General features: G+C 62.8%; 16 protein-coding genes and 2 pseudogenes. 9 read left to right on the top strand and 9 right to left on the bottom strand.

The annotated features are described in order from the left end of the window. Window positions 1–364 precede the first annotated feature (364 nt). Window positions 365–784 (bottom strand): hypothetical protein, encoded by a 420-nt coding sequence (locus tag CF70_RS04935; protein ID WP_035861201.1) that lies wholly within the window; start codon window positions 782–784, stop codon window positions 365–367. 531 nt (window positions 785–1,315) lie between these two features. Here CF70_RS04935 and CF70_RS04930 point away from each other — a divergent pair. The 7 genes and pseudogenes from CF70_RS04930 to CF70_RS04900 all read left to right on the top strand — a co-directional run. Continuing rightward, the gene (locus CF70_RS04930) at window positions 1,316–1,522 is read left to right on the top strand and encodes a DUF2933 domain-containing protein (protein ID WP_035861199.1); all 207 of its coding nucleotides are present in this window, start codon (window positions 1,316–1,318) and stop codon (window positions 1,520–1,522) included. 196 nt (window positions 1,523–1,718) lie between these two features. Then, window positions 1,719–1,841, top strand: a pseudogene (locus CF70_RS34425) (ATP-binding protein); the annotation flags it as partial. 26 nt (window positions 1,842–1,867) lie between these two features. Then, window positions 1,868–2,491, top strand: coding sequence for a LemA family protein (locus CF70_RS04920; RefSeq protein ID WP_035861195.1), 624 nt, complete (start codon window positions 1,868–1,870; stop codon window positions 2,489–2,491). Next, window positions 2,488–3,333 carry a TPM domain-containing protein gene (locus CF70_RS04915; RefSeq protein ID WP_035861192.1) on the top strand — a complete coding sequence of 282 codons (846 nt, stop codon included), beginning with the start codon at window positions 2,488–2,490 and terminating at the stop codon, window positions 3,331–3,333. The genes CF70_RS04920 and CF70_RS04915 overlap by 4 nt, the downstream gene beginning before the upstream one ends. Next, window positions 3,333–3,833 carry a TPM domain-containing protein gene (locus CF70_RS04910; protein ID WP_035861211.1) on the top strand — a complete coding sequence of 167 codons (501 nt, stop codon included), beginning with the start codon at window positions 3,333–3,335 and terminating at the stop codon, window positions 3,831–3,833. The genes CF70_RS04915 and CF70_RS04910 overlap by 1 nt, the downstream gene beginning before the upstream one ends. Window positions 3,834–3,916: 83 nt before the next feature. Continuing rightward, window positions 3,917–4,453 carry a hypothetical protein gene (locus CF70_RS04905; RefSeq protein ID WP_160172227.1) on the top strand — a complete coding sequence of 179 codons (537 nt, stop codon included), beginning with the start codon at window positions 3,917–3,919 and terminating at the stop codon, window positions 4,451–4,453. A gap of 77 nt (window positions 4,454–4,530) precedes the next feature. Beyond that, window positions 4,531–4,764 (top strand): annotated as a pseudogene (locus tag CF70_RS04900) (DoxX family protein); the annotation flags it as partial. 661 nt (window positions 4,765–5,425) lie between these two features. Here the strand turns inward: CF70_RS04900 and CF70_RS04895 are convergent. From CF70_RS04895 to CF70_RS04860, 8 genes are all read right to left on the bottom strand, one after another. Then, complete coding sequence (locus CF70_RS04895; protein WP_063830429.1) at window positions 5,426–5,773, bottom strand: hypothetical protein; 348 nt, start codon at window positions 5,771–5,773, stop codon at window positions 5,426–5,428. 97 nt (window positions 5,774–5,870) lie between these two features. Next, window positions 5,871–6,368, bottom strand: a complete 498-nt coding sequence (locus CF70_RS04890) for a CzcE family metal-binding protein (RefSeq protein WP_081862020.1) — start codon at window positions 6,366–6,368, stop codon at window positions 5,871–5,873. Between the two features lie 120 nt (window positions 6,369–6,488). Continuing rightward, window positions 6,489–6,851 (bottom strand): hypothetical protein, encoded by a 363-nt coding sequence (locus tag CF70_RS04885; protein WP_035861189.1) that lies wholly within the window; start codon window positions 6,849–6,851, stop codon window positions 6,489–6,491. A 409-nt stretch (window positions 6,852–7,260) separates the two neighbouring features. After that, entirely contained in the window at window positions 7,261–7,629 is a 369-nt protein-coding gene (locus CF70_RS04880; protein WP_035861187.1) for a copper-binding protein, read from the bottom strand. Further along, window positions 7,626–10,796 carry an efflux RND transporter permease subunit gene (locus tag CF70_RS04875; protein ID WP_035861185.1) on the bottom strand — a complete coding sequence of 1,057 codons (3,171 nt, stop codon included), beginning with the start codon at window positions 10,794–10,796 and terminating at the stop codon, window positions 7,626–7,628. The genes CF70_RS04880 and CF70_RS04875 overlap by 4 nt, the downstream gene beginning before the upstream one ends. Further along, on the bottom strand, window positions 10,793–12,337 hold the full coding sequence (locus CF70_RS04870) for an efflux RND transporter periplasmic adaptor subunit (RefSeq protein ID WP_035861182.1): 1,545 nt from the start codon (window positions 12,335–12,337) through the stop codon (window positions 10,793–10,795). Before CF70_RS04870 ends, CF70_RS04875 begins: the two co-directional genes overlap by 4 nt. Further along, complete coding sequence (locus CF70_RS04865; protein ID WP_035861179.1) at window positions 12,334–13,635, bottom strand: TolC family protein; 1,302 nt, start codon at window positions 13,633–13,635, stop codon at window positions 12,334–12,336. The genes CF70_RS04870 and CF70_RS04865 overlap by 4 nt, the downstream gene beginning before the upstream one ends. A 70-nt stretch (window positions 13,636–13,705) precedes the next feature. Then, on the bottom strand, window positions 13,706–14,107 hold the full coding sequence (locus CF70_RS04860) for a hypothetical protein (RefSeq protein WP_035861202.1): 402 nt from the start codon (window positions 14,105–14,107) through the stop codon (window positions 13,706–13,708). Between the two features lie 247 nt (window positions 14,108–14,354). On the opposite strand from CF70_RS04860, the gene cueR reads away from it, so the two are divergent. Both cueR and CF70_RS04850 read left to right on the top strand, forming a co-directional pair. Further along, window positions 14,355–14,783 carry a Cu(I)-responsive transcriptional regulator gene (gene cueR / locus CF70_RS04855; protein WP_035861176.1) on the top strand — a complete coding sequence of 143 codons (429 nt, stop codon included), beginning with the start codon at window positions 14,355–14,357 and terminating at the stop codon, window positions 14,781–14,783. Between the two features lie 182 nt (window positions 14,784–14,965). Next, on the top strand, window positions 14,966–15,800 hold an 835-nt coding region (locus CF70_RS04850; protein WP_035861173.1), incomplete at its 3' end, for a heavy metal-binding domain-containing protein.

Raw genomic sequence — 15,800 nt, 5'->3', positions numbered from 1 at the left:
GAGCAGCGGTGACGCTGCTCTCTTACCCGCTGTTACAGACACAACGGCCGGATATGCCGCAAAAGATACGAATAATCCACATCCGGCATCCAATCCCGTGCGCAGGCCAAGCGGGTCGCGCCCGCGGTGGAAGGGCTTGCCAGCCCGGCTGGTGACTGGCGTCAGTGCTGCGAGAACGTCTACATTTATCGACAGTCGACGGCTCTATTTCCATCGCTGGTCAAGGTTTGATTGGCACGGATGGTCAGAATTTCGCCGGCGCCAACGTCCGGAAGACAGCGGCCCCTAGCGTGCATATTGCGCGAGAAAAAATTCCCAATTAGGTGTGCACCCGAAAAGCCAGTGAATCTACCCGAACTCTGGCCTATTGATGGGCGCTTGCGACATGCGACTCTACTTGACGCAGGAGGCGGAGGGTAGCCCAGATTGGCATCGGCTGGCCTTGACGACTCCACTCCGCCTGTTGCTTGAGCAGTGCGTCGGCGAAAAGCCGTTGCGCAAACGGACTCGCAGTTGCCATGAACTTGTCTAATGCGCCCAACGTGTACGCCGCGGCTTCCCCGAAGTTCTTTCCGATCAATTCCGGCGCGTTTTCTGCGACGAGTCTTTGATCTCGCTCTTTTTCAAGACGGAGTTTCCAATCGTTGTAGGCCCACCAAAGTAGGACAACGACGATTGCGCCGCGCCAAAAACCATCGCGTGAAACGCTGCCAACCAACAGAGCAATGGCAGTGAGAATCAATAGGGAAGGGAAGAAAAAGATACGGCCTCGCTGATGTTCCATCGCTTCCGATCCTCCTCCCTCGTGTGACTGCGCCTTCTCGCCATTATGGCGGATTCCAAGCTGGCGCGAGGGCAGTAAGCCGTGGCTATCGGCGCCTTCCGCCTTGGCCCGAGTTGCCCCCTGCGAAATGACTGAGAGTCTGGAACGATCTGCGTTCCTGACTCGCGCTCTTGTCTATCAGAAAGCGTCAGGCTGGGGTCGCCCCCGTACCTACCGGCGCGTTGTTTCCATCGGTGAACGGGTCGGGCTTATGCACGCCTGCCGCTAGCAAACCAAAATCGGCTTGGCGAGTTGCACCCCTCGCGCCATCGGCAAACGGGTCACGCGGTGCGGTGCGACGCAACGCACATGGCGAAGCACTACTGTTCGCAGTTGATGGCGGGCATGAAGTATTCCTTGACCTTCCCATCATGACAACGCCTAAGCTGTAAACAACGAGGATTCCAACGCTCGGCGTCATGGATGAGAGCAATGCCGTTCTGCCCACGCGGGTTTCCGATGGCTGGAGCTTTTGGGAAAGGAGGAACTATCATGTGCAGCATCAAATCCATTGTGCAATTTGCACTCGGCCTTGGATTCGGACTTCTTGTTGTGTATGTGGCGTTTCCGCAGTATCAGGCCGCCATTACCGGCTTTGCACCCTATCTGCTCATACTGGCGTGCCCGCTGGCCATGATGACAATGGGGGGCAGCAAGCCACAAGAGAAGACAAAGCCGACCGACACTTCGAAAAAATGACCCATCGTCGAGGCAAGTGCTTCGATACGCAAGCGCCTTGATCCTCACTCGCACCGTGCCAAAGGGTATGCNGCAAGGGGGTCCCCCCCCCGCCACTAGCGGCGGGTGTGTAAACAGTAGGCTTACTCTGCGATATGTTTCGTCATTGCCCTCTCTTTCTTTAGGCTCTACGCGAGCACGCATGCTCAGGGTCGGGCCTTTCGATCACTGGCACGCCGCCATCGGCGATGCCACATTGGCCGACGCGATCCTCGACCGGCTCGTCCATAACGCGCATCAGCTCACCTTGAAAGGTGATTCCATGCGAAAACGAACTTGAACGCTGCGGAATGCAGGAGGTGTCTCGTGCAGAGACTATGGCTACTAACGCTAGCTGTGTTGCTTGCACTCAGTCTCACGGGATGCGGATACAACACAATTCAGTCCCAGGACGAGCAGGTCAAGGCGAGCTGGTCGGAGGTCGTGAATCAGTACCAGCGTCGCGCGGACCTAGTGCCGAACTTGGTGAATACTGTCAGGGGCTATGCAAGCCACGAACGGGAAGTCTTGACCCAGGTTACCGAGGCGCGCTCGCGCGTCGGCGCGATCCAGGCTTCGCCCGCACTCCTCAACGACCCTGCGGCGTTCGCGCGATTTCAAGCCGCCCAGGGACAGCTAACCGGTTCTCTCTCCAAACTCCTTGCCGTTTCGGAAAACTATCCGCAGTTGAAAGCGGATGCCAGCTTTCGCGACCTGCAGGCGCAACTGGAAGCAACCGAGAACCGCATCGCCATCGCGCGAAACCGCTACATCCAGGGGGTACAGGGTTACAACGTAACCGTGCGTTCGTTCCCTTCAAATCTCACGGCAATGGCTCTCGGATACAAGGAAAAACCCAATTTCACTGTCACCAACGAAGGGGAAATTGCCAAGCCGCCGCAAGTCGAGTTCGGCGTAGCCCCTCCGAAAGCCCCACGGAGTCCCAATTGAATCCGATCAAGGCGGCGCGTGCCTTGTTCCTGGGAATAGCGCTCTTACTTCCGCTAGCGGTCCTCTCCGAGGTTGCGGTCCCGCCGTTGACTACCCGCGTTACGGATCTGACCGGCACACTCACGGGCTATCAACTGCAGGCCCTGGACCAAAAGCTGCAGGCCTTTGAAACCAGGAAGGGCAGTCAGGTCTCCGTCCTCATCGTCCCGACCACTCGGCCAGAAACCATCGAGCAGTACTCATTGCGCGTGGTCGAACAGTGGAAACTGGGACGCAAGCGCGTAGACGACGGCGCTTTGCTCATCGCCGCCAAGGACGATCGCACCCTGCGTATTGAAGTGGGCTATGGCCTGGAGGGCGTCCTGACTGACGCGACAAGCAAACGCATCATCAGTGAAGACATCGTGCCGCGCTTCAAGCAAGGCGATTTCTATGGTGGACTCGTTGCGGGCATTGATCGGATGATCCAGGTCCTCGACGGGGAGCCGCTGCCACCGCCGAAAACCACGGCCGGCCGTGAGAGGGATCCCATCCGGCAGTATATGCCGATCGTGCTGCTGCTCACGCTGGTGCTAGGCGGCGTACTGCGGGCCGCGCTCGGTAGATTCCCGGGCGCGGTCGCCGCTGGCGGCGCCATCGGGGTCGTCGCCTGGCTTCTCTCCGGCACCATCCTAGTCGCTCTCGTGGCGAGTGTGATCGCCTTGTCATTCACCCTGCTGGGCGGTGGCATGGGTGCGCACGTGGGCGCCTGGACCATCGGCGGTCGCTCGGGTAGATCGGGCGGTGGGTTCGGCGGCGGCGGTGGAGGCTTTGGCGGCGGTGGTGCTTCAGGCAGATGGTGATGAAAAATATCAAACGCATCATGCGCCATTTGCTGATGATTCACTGGCAGGTCCATCGGGCCTTCCCGCGAGAAACGCTGGATGCGATCGAACAGGCCATCAAGGTGAGTGAGTCCATGCACGACGGGCAGATCTGCTTCGCCTTGGAGGGGGCGCTGCACAGCGCGGCATTGCTCAAAGGACAATCGGCCAGAGACCGCGCGATTGAGGTATTTGCACAACTGCACGTATGGGATACGGAAGAGAACAACGGCGTGTTGATCTATCTGCTACTGGCTGACCAGTGCGTTGAGATCGTGGCCGATCGTGGGCTGCACGCGAAGGTCGGCCCTGGCGAATGGGAAAATGCCTGCCGGGAGATGGAGGCGGCATTCCGACACGGTGAGTATCAACGTGGCGTGATTGGCGGTATACAGGCGGTCGCCCAACACATGAAACATCACTTTCCTGCGCGTGGCCGCAGCGATAATGAGTTGCTCGACAGGCCGGTCATTCTTTAACCTGCAGACAGGACCGCTGCTAACAGCGGTCCTGTGCGCCGTGACCGGAGTCGACCGGTGGACCAGATACGTGTGCATTAGCGATGGCGAGCGCGTGCGGTTCTACAAGAATGGGGTCGAGGTTTCACGCGCGCGAAGCCCTCGATCACTACCGTCAGGCGGTCAAGGACCAGCGCGACCAGGACCAGCGCCGGCACGAGCAGCAACTCCAGCAACGGCAGGCCGAATTACGCCAGGCGCAGCAGACCCTCGTCGTCAAGCAGGAGGACGTGACCCGACTGAACCAGGAGGCCGCGCGCCTGGTGGCCGAACTGTCCCATACGCGCCAGGCCCTGCAGCAGGCACAAGAATTCAGTCGGCGCCAGGCGCAAAAGCTCGAAGCGCTGCAGTCGATCGAGCAGCGTCACGACATGCTGGCGGCCCAGCTCGCCGACAAGGATGCTCACGCCCAAGCGCTGCAGGAGCAGCTGACGGCGGCGTTGGCACAAACCGGCAGTCTGTCGACACAGGTGCGCGAGCTTGAGCTGGCCCTGGCGAAGGCACGGGCCAAAAATGAGGCGCAGCAAGGCGTCGTGGCCGAGTTGCGCACCTATCTGGTGGCCAGCGAGCGGCCGGCATAAAAGCCACGTTCTTTATGACTTTTAGGCTTATGTGTTATTTCCGGCTTTATCCCGGCATGCCCCCCTTTCAGGAAGACTACAAAGTCCCACTGATCCCGCCCGAACTGGCCGCCTACCTGGCGGTTTCGATCGAGCTGACCGCGCCAGTCTTGCTCGTGGTGGGCTTGGCGACTCACCCCGTGGCGTTGGTCCTGCTCGGCATGACGACGGTGATCGAGGTATTCGTCTATCCGCAGGCGTGGCCCACGCACATTCAATGGGTGGCGATGCTGCTGGTCCTGCTGACGCGCGGCCCGGGGAAATATTCCATCGCCGACGGGTCCTTGGCGCTGTCTGACACGCTGTTCCTTGCTTCCGCTGTCCCATTGGGCAGGACGCGATGCAGAAGAGCTCACGATGACGCTCACACATATTGCGGCCGTTGCGCTGCTGCTGGCCTAGGCAAACGGGGCGATCGATATTCCAGGCCGCCCGAGGGACGATTGCTGACCTAGCTTGGCCACCCCAACGGGAGTCCCGTAGAACATTCACCTGAAAAGCAGCGAGGAGCAAGATAGCATCGTCAACCGGACGCAGCGTATGCCGCCGTCTGCCTGCCGAGGCTCGGTGGCTCACTTGCTGCTTCTCGCCGCTTTGCGACGCTTGCGCGAGCGAGCCCTGCGACCTGACGCGGGTGGACGGCCGGCCCGATACTGACGGCGTAGATACCAGGCAAATAGGCCTATCGCACAGAACGTCAGCGCCAAGGCAAGCAAGATTGCCACAATAACGTCATGCGGAAGGTCGAAAACAGGCGATCTGTTCATGTCACCGTGCCTGCATTCGTTTGAGGGGCCGCATCGTCGGCTTAGCCTTGATGGCAAGCTGCGCCGCGGATAGCCTCGGCCTTCTTGCAGACATCTCGATTCTCCTCAATGAGCCAGAAGCGCTCCCGCGCTCCTGGCCCATTCCGATCAGAAACGCCGAGCAGCGTCAGGCTGTTGTGCCTCCCGAGCCTGCTAGCCCATGGCTGCCATCGGTGAATGGGTCGGGCTTGCGCGGCCCAGCGGCTAGCGGCTCGTACCCTGGGTGACCGCTTGCTTCCCTGGTGCCATCGGCAAACGGGTCGCGGCGGCCTATCGAGCCGTGCCCGCCGTCCGTGAACGGGTCGCGTGGATCGGTCACCGAACGTGCTCCGTCTGTGAAGGGACTACGCGCGTCAGCGACATGGGCGCCATCGCGGAAAGGATCCACCTTCTGCACGGCCATTGCTGCACCGGAGGTCGCGCCGAGGGTTGCCAGCACCACGCTGGCGAGGATGATTTTCTTGATCGATTTCATGATTCTTTCTCCAATCGTTCGGACATTGCGGGGTGCACTGCGCCGACTTATGATCCGTCTGCTATTCATATCCAGTGAGACGATGCGCGATGCTGCTTCATTGGCCCGCGTAGAAGTTGGTGCCATTGGGATAGGCCCAAACGCCCTTTGCTGCAGGAATTTCCGGAAACAACGTGCTCAGTTCGACGGCGGAGCTGCCTGGCCGCGCGGCAAATGCCCAGGCGGCTGAAGCCGAGCCGAAATCAAAGCGCACGGTCTCGCCGGCACTGACGGGAACCGCCTTCATTCCCGGGGCGATGGTGACCGAGCGAGCGCCAGCAGGTGCCGTTGCCCGCTCGCCAAACAGCGCCGCCGCGCGGCTCGACGGGCCAGCTGAGCGATGCATCATTTGCTTGTCTCCGCCCGCGGGCATCTGCCCCATCATCTGCATGCAGTGGTCGCACATTGCCTGCTCGGCTGCATCGCCTGCGCTCGCAATCTTCTGTGGTTGCGATGCTTGGCGCGCCCTGTTAATGGCGTCCCGGTTCGGTTCCGCAACCGCCGATGCGCTGAGCGCGACGAGCGTGAGGGTGGTAAGAATTTGAATGGATTTCATGATGGATTGTCCCGAATGTTGACTGTCAGGGGCGCGGTACGGCACGGCGGGTTCTGTTCACCACGCGGTACGCGCACCGCTTCTACAAGTGGCGGCAAGCGTTGCCGCCATTCGGGTCAATCAGAGTCGTAGTCTGGCCGTCTGAAGATAGATCGGCGCAGATACCACCAGGTAGGACCGGAAGGTCTGCAGGGGAACGATGCGGCCCGTCGGTGCCAGCCAGGGATGGCGGACTTCCTGTGCCGGTGGGACATCGCTTTCGGGCGGATGGCCGTTGTTGCCTGCCCATAGACGCCCGTCACCAAACGAATTGGCGCACAACGCCAACTGGTCGCCGTCAGCGTTCAGGCAATCGGCACGCGACACCTTGTTCTGGTCCAACGGCCCGTACGCCAACTCCATCGGGCACACGTAACCGGCTGCCGCGAAACGCGTGAAGAAGAGGCTGGCCAACAGGGCCAAGCCGATCAGCCGGCGAATCATAGTGGCCCGAGCCCTCATCGCTGGCCCCTTCGAGTCGTCTCTGTGCAGAGGCTGCGGCGGCGGACATCGAGCAGGCCACGCGCACGCCACCGCCCGGCGGCCGCAGTCGGTGCAGAGTACAGGTTAGTGGCCTTCATGCTCACGATGAGTTCCGGTGCGGTTATGCAAACGATGGTTTCACGATAGACCTTCCAATTATGGGAAGGTCAAGTAATTCAGAGCAAAAATGAATCCCTGCGGCGCGCCGCGTTTCGCGGCCGGGCCCAAGGATCGCGGGAAGGCAGCACAGACATGTAGATGACACCATCTCTCGATTTGAAGCGTTGATATCAACGTGTCTTGACGCTCGCAGGTCCATGGCGCATGAGGCACACACCCGCCATCAGCGGCCGGGTGTGCCACCTGTGGCTTACTTGCGCTGCATGTCCACGACGGTCGGCTTGCCGTCGACCTTGTCGAACATGACCGACACCGACTCGCCTGCCTTGAAGTTCTTCAACGAAGCGCGGTCCTTGACCGGGAACGCCATCGTCATGGCGGACATGCCGAGGTTCTCGATCGGGCCGTGCTTGAGCGTGACCTTGCCGGCCTTCGCATCGATTTTCTTGATTTCCGCCGCAACAGGGACCGGCGCCTGCTGCGAGGCGGCCGACGGCTTCATGTCCATGCCTTTCATGTCCATGCTTTTCATATCCATTCCGTCCATGGATCCCGCGGCGAAGGCGACCGGGGTGGCAGCGAGAGCAAGCGTGAGTGCGAGAGTCCTGATGTGCTTCATTGTGATTCCTCTTGAAGTGAGGGGTGGGTGGAAAGAGGGGAAGGTTTCGTCTGGCTCCTGCGTATCAGCAAGTACACCGCCGGTACGACGAAGAGCGAGAGCAAGGGCGCAGTGACCATGCCACCGACCATCGGGGCGGCGATGCGCTGCATGAGCTCGGAGCCGGTGCCATGCGACCACATGATGGGAATCAGGCCGGCAAGAATGACCGCGACCGTCATGGCCTTGGGGCGCACGCGCAGCACCGCGCCTTCCTGGATGGCTTCCAGCAGCGCGGACAGGCTGGTTTCGCCACTGTCCTCGCGTTCGCTCCAGGCCTGCTTCAGGTAGAGCAGCATGATCACACCAAACTCGGCCGCCACGCCGGCCAGGGCGATGAAGCCGACGACGCCGGCGACCGACAGGTTGTAGCCCAGCGCATAGAGCAGCCAGAAGCCGCCGATCAGCGCCAGTGGCAGCGTGCCCATGATCAGCAGCGCTTCATCCAGGCGGCCAAACACCAGATAGAGCAACACAAAGATGATCAGCAGCGTGAATGGCACCACCACCTTCAGCTTCGCGGTGGCCCGCTCCAGGTATTCGAACTGCCCCGACCAACTGAGGGAATAGCCCGCCGGCATCGGCACCGCCTTGGCCACTACCGCTTGCATGTCCTGGACGGCGGAGCGCAGGTCGCGTCCGCGGATGTCTACGTACACCCAGCCGGACAGCCGGGCGTTTTCGCTGCGCAGCATCGGCGGACCCTGCACCACCTGGATGCGCGCCACGTCGGACAGCGTGATCTGCTGGCCCCGGTCGGTGACGATGGGGAGGGCGCGCAGTTGCTCTACCGAGTCGCGGTAGTCGCGTGGATAGCGCACATTGATGGGAAACCGCGCCAGCCCGTCGACCACTTCCCCGACGTTGTCGCCACCGATGGCCGACGACACGAGGCTCTGGACATCCGCGATGTTAAGTCCATACCGCCCCGCCGTTATCCGATCGATGTCGACATCGACGTAGCGTCCGCCGGTCAGGCGTTCGGCCAGCGCCGAGGTGACGCCCGGCACCGTCTTGACGGCTTCTTCGATCCGCGTGGCCAGCCGGTCGATCTCCTTCAGGTCCGTGCCTGCCACCTTGATGCCGACCGGGCTCTTGATGCCGGTGGCGAGCATGTCGATTCGGTTGCGGATCGGCGGCACCCAGATGTTGGACAGGCCCGGTACCTTCACCACGCGGTCGAGCTCCTCCACCAGCTTGTCGGTCGTCATGCCGGCACGCCACTGGTCGGGCGGCTTGAACTGGATGGTGGTCTCGAACATCTCGATGGGCGCCGGGTCGGTCGCGGTATCGGCACGGCCCGCCTTGCCAAATACGGTGGCCACTTCCGGCACGGTTTTGATCAGTCGGTCAGTCTGCTGCAGCAACTGCGCCGCCTTGCCGGCCGACAGCCCCGGCAGTGCCGACGGCATGTAGAGCAGGTCACCCTCATCAAGGGGCGGCATGAACTCGCCGCCGATCCGCAAAATCGGCCAGGCGGTCGCGATCAGCAGGATCGCCGCAATCGCTACGGTAGTCTTCGGGTAGGTGAGCACCCTGGCCAGCACCGGTTGATAGGCGCGAATCAGCCATCGACTGAGCGGATTGGACTGCTCCGTGGGGATCTTGCCGCGGATCATGTAGCCCATCAGGACCGGCACCAGGGTCACGGAAAGTCCCGCCGCCGCAGCCATGGAGTAGGTCTTGGTGAAGGCCAGCGGCGAGAACAGCCGGCCCTCCTGCGCCTCCAGCGTGAACACCGGGATGAACGACAGCGTGATGATCAGCAGCGAGAAGAACAGCGCGGGCCCCACTTCGGCCGCCGACTCGCCAATCACCCTCCAGCGCTCATGCCCGGTCAGCTCTCGTCCGGGATTGTCCGCATGCCAGTGTTCGAGATGCTTGTGCGCGTTCTCGATCATGACGACCGCGGCGTCAACCATCGCGCCGATGGCAATGGCGATGCCCCCCAGCGACATGATGTTGGCATTGACGCCCTGGTACCGCATGACCAGGAAAGCGGCCAGGATGCCCAGCGGCAGCGAAACAATGGCCACCAGCGCCGAGCGCAGGTGAAACAGGAAGACCAGGCAGACCAGCGCGACGACGATGAATTCTTCGATCAGCTTGTGCGTCAGGTTTTCCACCGCCCGGTTGATCAGCGCGGACCGGTCGTAGGTGGTGACGATCTGGACGCCAGCCGGCAGGCTCATCTGCAGTGTGGCGAGCTTGGCCTTGACCGCCTCGATGGTTTCCAGTGCGTTCTTGCCCGAGCGCATCACGATGACGCCGCCGGCCACCTCTCCCTGGCCGTCCAGTTCGGCAATGCCGCGCCGCATCTCCGGACCAAGCTGGACCGTGGCGACATCGCCCAGCCGCACCGGAATGCCGGCATCGCTGGTCACCAGCGGAATCTGCCGGAAATCATCGAGGGTCTTCAGATACCCGCTCGCGCGGACCATGTACTCCGCCTCGCCCAATTCCAGCACCGAGCCACCGGTCTCCTGATTGGCCCCCCTGAGTGCCGCTAGCACCTTGGCCTGTGACAGGTTGTAGGCGCGCAGGCGGTCCGGCATCAGGACGACCTGGTACTGCTTCACCATCCCGCCGAGGGAGGCGACTTCGGCGACATTGGGCAGCGATTTCAGCTCGAAGCGCAGGAACCAGTCTTGCAGCGCGCGCAGTTGACTGAGGTCATGTTGCCCTGTCTTGTCCACCAGCGTGTACTCGTAGATCCAGCCGACGCCGGTGGCATCTGGGCCCAGAGCCGGCTTGGCGGCAGCGGGCAGGCGGGACTGCACCTGGTTCAGGTATTCCAGCACCCGGGAGCGCGCCCAGTACAGGTCAGTGCCGTCCTCGAACAGCACATAGACAAAGGAGTCACCGAAGAATGAGTAGCCACGCACCGTCTTGGCGCCCGGGACCGACAGCATTGTGGTGGTCAGCGGGTAGGTGACCTGATTCTCGACAATCTGCGGCGCCTGGCCGGGGAACGGCGTACGGATAATCACCTGCACATCGGACAAGTCCGGCAAGGCATCGAGTGGCGTGCTGCGCACGGCCCACAGTCCCCATGCAGTCAGCATGACCGTGGCCAGCAGCACCAGGAAGCGATTGCGGATCGACGCGAGGATCAGCCGGGCGATCATGGCTTGGCTCCCTGGGCACTGGTGGCTGCCTCGACCGAGGACAGGATGGGCATGCCGTCGCTATTCAGATGGAAGCGGAAGCGAACGCGGTCGCCGGGCTTGAATCCTTTGGGCAGGCCGGCGGGCGGCGCTGCAAAATCCATGGTCATCGCGCCCCACTGTGCGGAGGGGATAGGCCCATGCGAGATGGTCAGGCCCTCGCCCGTCACCGCCTCGATGCGCCCGACGCCTTCATGCTCGGCCGCCGGAGCTGCCGGGGTGGAAGCCGCTGGTGTCGCGGACATGCGCCCGGTGGTGCCACGCAGGCTGGCCTCCGAGTCGATGAGGAACTGGCCCGAGGTGACCACTTTCTGCCCAGCCTGGAGGCCATCCAGCACCTCGACCATGCCCGCCGCCTCGCGGCCGGTCTTGACTTCCGTTGCCACAAAGCCCGCCTTGCCGGCATCCACCATGACGATGCTGCGCTGGCCAGTGCGGATGACGGACTCCAACGGAATCAGCAGCGCCTCCTTCTGGTCGCCGCTGTCAAACCGGACCGTGACGAACATGCCCGGCAACAGATGCCGGCCCTTGTTGAGCAGGACAATACGCACCTTGATGGTTCGCGTGGCCGGATTGACGTCGGGCAAGATGGTATCCACTTTGCCGACCAGTGGCTCGGATGCTCCGGTCGGCGACACCTTGACCGCCAGGCCGGGAGCGATGGCACGGGCCTGCCCCTCCGGCACCTCGGCAATCACCCAGACCTGCCTCAGGTCGGCCAGACGGAACAGGGTCATGCCAGGCGAGACGGTCATGCCCTCACGAACGGCAACCTCGGTCACGAGGCCATCGACGGCGCTCACGATGCCAAGATTGGGTTGGAGCTTGCCGGATGACTCGACGGCGCTGACCTGGCCGGGCGTCATGCCTGCCTGCAGCATGCGGGCCCGGGCCGCACCGCGCAGGTCCGATGGCTCACCCGCGGCCATGCGGGACACGGCGAGATACTCCTCTTGCGCGGCCACCCAGTCGGGCGAGTACAGGGTCACCAGCGCTTGCCCCCGCCGAACCGGGTCAAGGGTCGCCCTGACCGCGACATGCTGGACGAAGGCGTTCGTTCGCGCCTGGATGACCTGGACGCTGCGTTCATCAATGGCGACATTGCCTGGTGCCTCGAGCACAGGACTCATGCGGCTGGCCTTGACCTCGGCCGTGCGGATGCCCAGATTCTGCGCGACATGGCTGTCGACCGTGACGCCGCTGCCGTCGCTATCCCCGTCCGCGTAGACCGGCACGAGCTGCATGTCCATGAAGGGGGACTTGCCCGGCTTGTCGAAGCGCTGACCAGGCACCATGGGATCATGCCAGTACAGGATCTTCTTGCCGGTCTTCGGATCGGTGTCGCCGGCTTTGAGCGCAGAGGCCGCGCCGGACAAGGTCGACGATTGCGGCGACTGCGTCGATTGTGCCCCACGCGTGACGCCGTAGCGGTAGGCGCCATAGAGGCCGGCCCCGACGAGAACAAGGCCTGCCGCCGTTGCAATGACTTGTTTTTTCATTTGAATTCCTTGGTGGCCGGCTCGGTTTGCGCGGTGGGTAGCGGAACCAGGAAGGTCAAGTCGGCCCATAGCTTGGCCGTCTTGGCCTCAAGATTCAGCCGCTCCAGCTTCGTATCGATGGCGCGATGGTTTGCCTCGGCGACGGCCAGCAGTGTTCCGGTGTTGGCCCGGTAGGCGGTCAGGGCAGCATCCGCCTGGCTGGTGGCGAGCGGCAAGGTCCTCTCGTCATAGCGTTTGAGCCGTTCCAGATTGCGCTGCATTTCGGCAAGTTTGGCGCCCACCATGGCCTGGGTATTGCGCCGGATGATCTCTGACTTGGCACGCGCCTCGTTGGCCTGCGCCAGCCTGGCGGCAACGTCGCGGTCCTGGCGACTGCCCCGGTCCCACGGCACCGGGAAGCTGACGTTCAGCGAGCCCATATTCGAGAAGGCCGAGCCGCGCTGGCTGTACATCAGTTCGACCGTCACGTCCGGCTTCCTGGCTTCCCTTGCCACCTGGATTTCCGATTCCGCCAGGGCCACTTCGCGCTGCGCGGCTGCCAGCTCAGGCACCGCGTCGAATTCGCCTTTCGCCAGTTGCTGGACATGCTGGGGCACGTCCAGCGGCGGTCGATCCGACAGCGGGCGATTGGCTTCGGCGCCGACCCAGCGCTGCAGATTGAGCGTGGCGGTTGCCACGGCGGCGCGGTTTTCGTCCTGGCGGTCATGCAGCTTTTGGAGTTCCAGTTCCATCGCCAGGACGTCCGCGCGCGAGCCACGCCCGCTGCGATATGCGGCGGTTGCCGCCTGGAGCGCCAATTCGATTGGATGGCCGTGATGACCGAGCAGGACGCTGGTCTGTTCGGCGTACCAGCGATCGAGCCAGGCACCCACGGCATTGCGCTGCACGTTGGCCAGGCCGACCGCGCGCTGCGCTTCGGCGGCGGCCGCTTCGGCTTCAAAGCGCGCCGCCTTCGCGCGGCGCTTGTCCGAGCGCGTGAACTCCTGCATCACGCTGATGGACCGCATCGTCATGAAATCCCGGCTGAGCGAGAACTGGTCCGGACCGTTCACGGGGACGTTGTTGAGTCCGAGCTTGAGCACAGGGTCCGGCAACTGGCCGGCGGAAACGGCCATTTGCACGGCTGCCTCGACGGCGCCGCGCGACGATTCGGCATCGCCGGCGTGAGTGGTCGCGAGCGCGACGGTTTCCTCGAGGGAAAGAGACGGGGCGGATTGCGCAGCCGCGGCATGCGACAGCGCCAGGCCGAAGGCGGGCGCGCAAAGCAGCGCCAGCGCCAGGCGACGTGGAAAAAGCATAAAGCCTCCATGAGCGACGACAGCTACCCGAGTTTAGAGGGGCAGCACGAAATTGACGTCGATCAGGAGGCTATGTTTGGAAACTGCAGTGAAGGATGTTCAGGGGCGGTGGACCGCGCGCCTCCACCTCCGCGCGCAGCGCGATGCGGACCTCGGCCAGGACCACGCGTGTTGGTTCAATGATGTTCATCAGCACCGGCAGGAAAGCCGGAAGCTGGGGCGAGACATGGTCGGCACTCTTGGAATCGGCCTGGCAATGCGCCAGGCACAGCGCACTCTGGTCATTACCTTGGTCGTCACCGCTAGCGGCCATATCGGCACAGGATTCGGTCATCGCCGCCTTCGTGTTGTTGCCATCCATCTGGTAGCGGCTACCGGTACAGGCGTACGCGGTGGCTGCCAGTTGGACTGTCAGGAAAACAACGAGAAGGAGACCGGCGAACCAGGGGTGCCGGCGGGCAGTGTGACGCAAGAGTGCTTTACCGTGGCATGACAGTCGGAAGGATACTGTTTTTTGCGTGTAATGCAACCTGACCATTCGGTGTAGGCATTCTCGCAACGGCGGACAGCACTCGACCCGGATGCATTGCGTTCTTGACCTTCCCACTGGGGCAAGGTCTATCGTCAAGTCATCGAATCCCGGCAAACGCGACCAGCAAGCGACCCACGGTAAGCCGCGCCGACGGGAAAGTGACTTGAAGAGATGTAAGAGGCACATCATGAATATCGGACAAGCGGCCAGCGCAGCTGGCGTCTCGGCCAAGATGATCCGCTACTACGAAAGTATCGGCTTGGTGAATTCGGCGGCGCGCAGCGGCGGAAATTACCGGATGTATGGCGAAGCGGACATTCATACGCTGCGCTTCATCGGACGGGCGCGGGCCATGGGGTTCTCCATGGCCCAGATTCGGGAGCTCATCGGGCTGTGGCAAAACAAGCGGCGCGCGAGCGCGACGGTGAAGGCGATCGCCGAACGGCGGATTCAGGAACTGGACGCACGGATCGCCGCGCTCACCGGCATGCGTGACACGCTGCTGTATTTGTCGCGGCATTGCGAAGGGGGTCATCGTCCTGCCTGTCCGATCCTGGATGAAATCGGTGGCGCAGCCCAGCCACAACGGCTGGCGGCGCATGCAACGAGGCATTGACCGCGATGAATACGAGCGATCGACAGCGGCACGCCGCGGCCCCGGCAGCAGCGCGGGACGACATGCACGCTCACAGCGGTCCCGGCGCTCCTAACGAGTACGCGCGAGATCAACGAGACCAGGGTTTCTCCACCCACGGCTCTCCCACGCCCGGGAGCGGAGCGCGCGATCCGGTGTGCGGGATGACGGTCAAGCGCGATGTGCCATATCAGGCAAGCTATGCCGGGGCACAGTATTTCTTCTGCAGTGCCGGTTGCCAGAAGCGGTTCGAGGCCGAGCCGACGCGCTATGTCGAGACACCAAGCGTATCGGCGCCCGATGAAGGCGAGGCGGCGCCGGGCACGACCTATACCTGCCCGATGCACCCCGAGATCCGCCAGGATCATCCCGGGACGTGCCCAAAGTGCGGCATGGCACTGGAACCGGTCATGCCAAGCCTCGAAGACGACCAGAATCCCGAACTCGCGGCGTTTCGCCATCGCTTCTGGTGGACCTTGCCGCTGACGATCGCCGTCGTGTCGCTGGTGATGCTTGGGGGCCGCCTCGGAGTCCTGGAACCGGCGACGCAAAGCTGGGTGGAACTCATCTTGTCCGCACCGGTGGTCCTGTGGGCGGGCTTCCCGATCTACGTCCGCTGCCTGCAGTCGTTCCGAAACCGCAGCCCGAACATGTGGACACTGATCGGTCTGGGTACGGGCACGGCATTCGTCTATAGCGTTGCGGCCACCGTTGCCCCAGAGCTGTTTCCCCGCGCCTTTCTCATGCACGGCCGGATCGCTGTCTACTTCGAAGCCGCGGCCGTCATCATTTCCCTGACGTTGCTCGGCCAGATCTTCGAGTTGCGGGCGCGCTCGCAGACCTCGGCAGCCATCAAGTCGCTGCTCGGCCTGGCCCCCAAGACGGCACGCCGCCTCAATCCGGACGGCAGCGAGGCCGATATTCCGCTCACGCACGTGCATGTCGGCGATCTGCTGCGGATTCGGCCTGGCGAGAAGGTGCCCACGGATGGCGTCGTGA

Source organism: Cupriavidus sp. SK-3, assembly GCF_000611145.1.
Classification (GTDB): domain Bacteria; phylum Pseudomonadota; class Gammaproteobacteria; order Burkholderiales; family Burkholderiaceae; genus Cupriavidus.
The sequence above is the reverse complement of the archived record's forward strand: the minus strand, read 5'-3'. Positions and strand labels throughout refer to the sequence as shown.

Excerpts from the sequence above, each read along its gene's own strand:
- CF70_RS04935 (WP_035861201.1), bottom strand. The coding sequence starts at position 784 with ATGGAACATCAGCGAGGCCGTATCTTTTTCTTCCCTTCCCTATTGATT.
- CF70_RS04930 (WP_035861199.1), top strand. The coding sequence starts at position 1,316 with ATGTGCAGCATCAAATCCATTGTGCAATTTGCACTCGGCCTTGGATTC.
- CF70_RS04910 (WP_035861211.1), top strand. The coding sequence starts at position 3,333 with ATGAAAAATATCAAACGCATCATGCGCCATTTGCTGATGATTCACTGG.
- CF70_RS04905 (WP_160172227.1), top strand. The coding sequence starts at position 3,917 with ATGGCGAGCGCGTGCGGTTCTACAAGAATGGGGTCGAGGTTTCACGCG.
- CF70_RS04895 (WP_063830429.1), bottom strand. The coding sequence starts at position 5,773 with ATGAAATCGATCAAGAAAATCATCCTCGCCAGCGTGGTGCTGGCAACC.
- CF70_RS04890 (WP_081862020.1), bottom strand. The coding sequence starts at position 6,368 with ATGAAATCCATTCAAATTCTTACCACCCTCACGCTCGTCGCGCTCAGC.
- CF70_RS04885 (WP_035861189.1), bottom strand. The coding sequence starts at position 6,851 with ATGATTCGCCGGCTGATCGGCTTGGCCCTGTTGGCCAGCCTCTTCTTC.
- CF70_RS04880 (WP_035861187.1), bottom strand. The coding sequence starts at position 7,629 with ATGAAGCACATCAGGACTCTCGCACTCACGCTTGCTCTCGCTGCCACC.
- CF70_RS04875 (WP_035861185.1), bottom strand. The coding sequence starts at position 10,796 with ATGATCGCCCGGCTGATCCTCGCGTCGATCCGCAATCGCTTCCTGGTG.
- CF70_RS04870 (WP_035861182.1), bottom strand. The coding sequence starts at position 12,337 with ATGAAAAAACAAGTCATTGCAACGGCGGCAGGCCTTGTTCTCGTCGGG.
- CF70_RS04865 (WP_035861179.1), bottom strand. The coding sequence starts at position 13,635 with ATGCTTTTTCCACGTCGCCTGGCGCTGGCGCTGCTTTGCGCGCCCGCC.
- cueR (WP_035861176.1), top strand. The coding sequence starts at position 14,355 with ATGAATATCGGACAAGCGGCCAGCGCAGCTGGCGTCTCGGCCAAGATG.